General features: G+C 74.9%; 5 protein-coding genes. 1 reads left to right on the top strand and 4 read right to left on the bottom strand.

The window, feature by feature from the left end; genetic code table 11:
* Positions 1-677 (top strand): tetratricopeptide repeat protein (locus tag VR45_RS39220; protein ID WP_159394533.1); only part of this gene is annotated, 677 nt, incomplete at its 5' end.
* Between the two features lie 113 nt (positions 678-790).
* Here VR45_RS39220 and VR45_RS39215 read toward each other — a convergent pair.
* The 4 genes from VR45_RS39215 to VR45_RS39200 all read right to left on the bottom strand — a co-directional run.
* The gene (locus VR45_RS39215; RefSeq protein ID WP_045944741.1) at positions 791-1,012 is read right to left on the bottom strand and encodes a hypothetical protein; all 222 of its coding nucleotides are present in this window, start codon (positions 1,010-1,012) and stop codon (positions 791-793) included.
* A gap of 202 nt (positions 1,013-1,214) precedes the next feature.
* On the bottom strand, positions 1,215-2,027 hold the full coding sequence (gene ddaH, locus VR45_RS39210; protein WP_045944740.1) for a dimethylargininase: 813 nt from the start codon (positions 2,025-2,027) through the stop codon (positions 1,215-1,217).
* Between the two features lie 83 nt (positions 2,028-2,110).
* Complete coding sequence (locus VR45_RS39205) at positions 2,111-3,406, bottom strand: MFS transporter (protein WP_078897462.1); 1,296 nt, start codon at positions 3,404-3,406, stop codon at positions 2,111-2,113.
* Positions 3,403-5,362: thioesterase domain-containing protein (locus tag VR45_RS39200; RefSeq protein WP_045944739.1), on the bottom strand; the 1,960-nt coding region annotated here is incomplete at its 5' end. The genes VR45_RS39205 and VR45_RS39200, both read right to left, overlap by 4 nt.

The raw sequence follows: 5,362 nt of genomic DNA, 5'->3' as shown, positions 1-5,362 counted from the left end.
GGGCGGCCGGGGACACGGTGATCCTGCGGCAGGCGCTGAACGACCTCGGGCTGATCTGCCAGTTCCTGAGCCGCTACGACGAGGCGGTGGACCACTACGACGAGGCGCTGCTGCTGGCCAACCGGCTCGGACACCGCTCCGGCGCGCTGGTGACGACGGTGAACGCGGCGCTGGCGCGGGTGCGCAGCGGCCGGGCCGACGAGGCGGTGACGATCTGCCACGAGGCGCTGGCCGAGTTGCGGACCCGGCAGGACGACCCGGGCCGGGCGTACACGCTGTACGTGCTGGGGCTGGCGCACCACGCGCTGGGGCGGCACGAGGAGGCGGTGACCTGGTTCGGCGAGTGCCTGGCGGTCTCGGTGGCCGCCGGTCTGCGGGACCGCGCCGCGCACGCGCGCTACCGGCTGGCGGACAGTCTGCGCGAGCTGGGCCGGGCGGACGAGGCGCTCGACCACGCGGAGCAGGCGCTGCGGCTCTGCGAGGAGCTGGGGGCGGAGCGGGACCAGGCGCAGGCGCTGGTGGTGCTCGGCTGTGCGCTGGCGGACCTCGGGCGGGGGGCCGAGGCGGGGACGCGGCTGCGGGAGGCCCATGCGATCTTCCGTCGGCTGGGGCTGCCGGAGGCCGCCGAGGTGGCGGGGCTGCTCGCGGAGCCGGCGTTCGCGCTGGTGGATCCCTGATCGGGACGGCATGACGAGGCGGCAGAAACGGTTCTGCGCGGGGTTCTTCAGCGGATCTTTGTGGTTCAGCGGATCCTTGTGCTTCGACGGATCCTGACGGGGTCCGGCCGGACTCAGGAGCCGGTGCTGTTCCAGTCCCCGTGGCCGTTGCCGTTGGTCGGCGTGGCGGTCGGGGTCGGGGTGGCGGTCGGCGCGGTGGTCCCGCCCTGGGCGGGGCCGGTCGCGCCGTCCGCCATCGCGGTGCCGGCCACGCCGAGGGCGAGCAGGGTGCCGAGGCCGAGGCCCGCGACGGCCAGACGGATCCGGGCGGTACCGTTCGTCGAGTTCTTCGCCATGACTGCTCCCTGGGTCGTCTTCCCTGCTGGGAAGGGGTGTTCCGGGCTCTCCCGGGGGGGCTCCCCGGGCTGACGTGATCAGCATGGCAAGGGGCGTTCAACGGCAGATCGACGCACGAGCACCGTGCGTCGATCACCGTCGTTGATCGGGGTGTTGATCGAGGCCTTGAACCACACGCGACCTGCGAGTTCCCCGCCGCCGTCAGGCCGCCTCGCGGATCTCCAGGGTGCAGCACTTCACGCTGCCGCCGCCCTTGAGCAGCTCGGAGAGGTCCACCCCGATCGGCCGGTAGCCGTGCTCGCGCAGCCGGGCCGCGACCCCGGTGGCCGGCTCCGGCAGCACCACGTTCAGCCCGTCGCTGGCGACATTGAGGCCGAACGCCGCCGCGTCCTCCTCCGCCACCAGCACCGCGTCCGGGAACAGCCGGGCCAGCACCGCCCGGCTGCCGGCCGAGAACGCCCCCGGGTAGTACATGATCCGGTCGCCGTCGAGCACGCTGAGCGCGGTGTCCAGGTGGTAGAAGCGCGGGTCGACGAGGTCCAGGCCGACCACCGGGCGGCCGAGGAACTCCTGCGCCTCGGCGTGCCCGGCGGAGACGCTGCGGAAGCCCCGGCCGGCCAGCAGGTAACGGTCCGTCAGCAGCAGATCGCCCTCGCCCTCGTTGACGTGCGCCGGGTCGTGGGTGGCGAACCCGTGGTCCCGGAACCAGTCCAGGTACGCCGGGCCCTCGGCGGCGCGCTCGGTGTTGCGGAACCGGGCACCCAGTACCCGCCCGTCCACCACGGTGGCGCCGTTCGCCGCGTACACCATGTCCGGCAGGCCCGGGATCGGGTCGATCAGGTCGACCCGGTGGCCGAGTTCGAGGTAGAGCTCGTACAGCCGCTCCCACTGGGCGACGGCGAGGGCGGTGTCGACCGGCTTGGCCGGGTCCATCCAGGGGTTGATGGTGTAGCTGACGTCGAAGTGGGTCGGACGGCACATCAGGTAGCGGCGCGGGCGGGCGGTGCGGGTCATGGCGGGCTCCGGGGGTGAGGGCGGGCGAGGAAGAACGAACAGGGTGCCGGGCGGGGCGGAGAATCAGGCGGCGCGGCGCGGGATCAGGCGGCGGCCGGGCGCTCGGGGAAGTCCCGGCGGGCCCGCAGCGGGCCGGCCAGCAGCACGGCGCCGGCCGAGAGCAGCACCCCCGCCATGATCCAGATGGTGGTGCGGGCGCCGAGCACCTCGCCCAGCCAGCCGCCGAGCAGGGCGCCGACCGGGATGGCGCTGAAGTTGACCGTCGAGGCGCTGGCCCGGATCCGGCCGATCATGGCCGGCGGGCAGTAGGACTGGTAGAAGCTGCCGGCCAGGACGTTCCCGGCGATCACCCCGCAGACCGCGACCGACCAGGCGACCGCGCTCACCGCGAGCGGCAGCCGGGAGCCGGCCAGCGGCAGCAGCAGGATGAACGGCGCGGCGACCAGCTCGCAGAGCAGCAGCCCGCGGGCGGTGCCGAAGCGGCGGGCGATCCGCCCGGCCAGGGCGGCCCCGGCCAGGCCGCCGACCGACACCACCGCGAAGACCGCGCCGATGCCGCCGGGCGAGACGCCGACGCTGCGGACCAGGAAGATCGTCTGCACGGCCTGGATGCCGTTGAGGCCGAGGTTGCCGACCGCGCCGAACAGGGCGAGGTTGCGCAGGAACGGGTCCCCGGCCAGGAAGCGCACGCCCTCGCCGATCTCGCGCAGGATGCCGCGCCGCTCGGCCACCGGCGGCGGCGTCTCCTGCACCTTGATGCCGCCCAGGCAGACCGCCGAGACCAGGTAGGTGACCGCGTCGGCCAGCAGTCCGCTGGCAGCGCCGAAGACCTGGGAGAGCAGGCCGGCCAGGCCGGGGCCGGCGATCTCCGCCGCCGAGTCCCCGGAGCGCAGCTTGACGTTGGCCTCCAGCAGGTCGTCCTTGGCGACCAGGGCCGGCAGCACGGCGCCGTACGCGGTGGAGAAGAACACCTTCACCGCGCCGGCCAGCAGGGCCACCAGGATCAGCTGGGCCATCGTCAGCGCGTCGAACCAGCCGGCCACCGGCACGCTGCCGAACAGCACCAGCAGCAGCAGGTCGCAGACCAGCATCACCTTCAGCCGGGGCCAGCGGTCCACCCAGGCGCCGGCCAGCAGGCCGAGGAACAGCCACGGGACCCACGCGGAGGCGGTCAGCACGCCGACCATGAACGGCGAGGCGTCCAAGGTCACCACCGCCACCAGGGCGAGGGCGACATTGCCGACGGCGGTGCCGAGACCGCTGGTCGTCTCACCGATCCAGAGCTTGCGGAAGTTTCCCTGGGCCCAGAGGCCCCAGCGGCTGCGGCGGGGCCCGTCGTCCACTGCGGGCGGTTCGACCGGGACGGTACTCGTGGTCATCGCGGGTCACTCTCCAGCGTCTCGGCCAGCACGGCGGCGATCCGTGCGAGGGGCTCGGGTTGGGTCAGGGCGCCGTGCGCGCAGTCGATCCGGTGGGCGGCGACCCCGCCGGTGAGGTACGGGGCCCAGGCGGCCTCGTAGGGCCAGTCGGCGGGCTTGTCGGCGGTGGCGCCGACGAAGACGGCCTCGCCCCGGTAGCGGCCGGGCACGTGCTCGGCCATCAGCTTGCGGTGGTGCTCGAAGACGTCCGGCAGCAGCGCCGCCGCCTCGCCCAGCAGGGCGGTCAGTTCGGCCTGCCCGCGCCCGTCGGCCGGGTCGTAGCCGAGCGAGGCGAGCAGCTCGGCGAGGGTCTCCACCGGGTCGTCGGAGGCCGGCGGCTCCTCGGTGGCCGGGCCGGCCGGGAGGCCGTCGAGGAGGGCGAGCAGGCCCACCTCCTGGCCCGCCGCCCGGAGCTGGACGGCCATCTCCTGGGCGACCACCGCGCCGAAGGACCAGCCGAGCAGGTGGTAGGGGCCCTGCGGGCGGACGGCGCGGATCTCCCGCACGTAGTCCGCGGCGATCCCGGTCACGGAGTCCGGGGAGCCGCCACGCAGGCCACGGGCCTGGAGGCCGAGCACCGGCCGGTCCGGGTCAAGGTGGCGCAGCAGGCCGGAGTAGACCCAGCTGATGCCGGCGGCGGGGTGGACGCAGAACAGCGGGGCCTTGCCGCCGCCGGACCGCAGCGGGAGCAGGACGTCCAGGGCGTCGGACCCGTCCGGGGCGTCGGCCCCTCGGTCGTCCGCGGCCTCCAGCCGGCGGGCCAGGCCGGCCGGCGTCGGGGCCTCGAACAGGGCCCGCATCCCGAGGTCGGCGCGCTCGCCGAGTTCGTCCGCGAGGGCGGCGCGGATCCGGCCGAGCAGCTTCATCGCCAGCAGCGAGTGGCCGCCGAGGTCGAAGAAGCCGTCGTCGATCGAGACCCGCTCCACCCCGAGCACCTCGGCGAAGAGGCCGCAGAGCAGTTCCTCGCGCGGGGTGCGCGGTGCGCGGCCGCCCGCGAACAGGGCGAAGTCGGGGGCGGGCAGGGCCCGCCGGTCGACCTTGCCGCTGGCGGTCAGCGGGAGGGCGCCCAGCAGGACGACCGCCGCCGGGACCATGTAGCCGGGCAGCGACTCGGCCGCGAAGGCCCGCAGTTCGGCCGGGTCCAGCGGTCCGGCGTCCAGCTGCCCGGAGCCGCGGTCCGTCCCGTTGTCGGGGACGACGTGGGCGACCAGGCGGGGGCCGGTGGCGTCGTCCTCGTGGGCGCTCACGGTGGCGGCCAGCACCCGGGGGTGGCGGGTCAGCACGTGCTCGATCTCGCCGAGTTCGATCCGGAAGCCGCGGATCTTGACCTGGTCGTCGGTGCGGCCGAGGTAGTCGATCCCGCCGTCCCTGGTGCGCCGCACCAGGTCGCCGGTGCGGTACATCCGGGTGCCGGGGGTGAACGGGTCGGCGACGAAGCGTTCGGCGGTCAGTGCCGGGCGGCCCAGGTAGCCCCGGGCGAGGCCGGCCCCGGCGAGGTACAGCTCGCCGGGCACGCCCGCCGGGACCGGCGCCAGCCGCTCGTCCAGGACCAGGGCCCGGGTGCCGAGCACCGGGTGGCCGAGCGAGGGGCGCCCGGCGCCTTCGAAGGACTGGACCAGGGCGTCGACGGTGGACTCGGTCGGGCCGTAGAGGTTGTGGGCGGTGGTGTGCGGGGCCTCGCGCAGCCTGGTCCAGAGGGACTGGCCGACGGCCTCGCCGCCGAGCAGCACCATGGTCGGGGCCGGGCCCTGCGGCGCGGCGGTGTCGAGCAGGCCCTCGTCGAGGAGTTGTTCGGCGTAGGAGGGGGTGACCTCCAGGACGTCGATCCGCTCGGTCCGCAGGTGCCGGACGAGCGCGGCGGCGTCGCGCCGGACCTCGTCGCCGACCAGGTGCAGTTCGTGGCCGGCGACCAGCCAG

It is taken from the genome of Streptomyces sp. NRRL S-495 (genome assembly GCF_000966955.1).
Classification (GTDB): domain Bacteria; phylum Actinomycetota; class Actinomycetes; order Streptomycetales; family Streptomycetaceae; genus Kitasatospora; species Kitasatospora purpeofusca.
The sequence above is the reverse complement of the archived record's forward strand: the minus strand, read 5'-3'. Positions and strand labels throughout refer to the sequence as shown.

What these genes read in the sequence shown, in the direction of transcription:
- VR45_RS39205 (WP_078897462.1), bottom strand. Translation starts at nt 3,406, where the DNA reads ATGACCACGAGTACCGTCCCGGTCGAACCGCCCGCAGTGGACGACGGG.
- ddaH (WP_045944740.1), bottom strand. Translation starts at nt 2,027, where the DNA reads ATGACCCGCACCGCCCGCCCGCGCCGCTACCTGATGTGCCGTCCGACC.
- VR45_RS39215 (WP_045944741.1), bottom strand. Translation starts at nt 1,012, where the DNA reads ATGGCGAAGAACTCGACGAACGGTACCGCCCGGATCCGTCTGGCCGTC.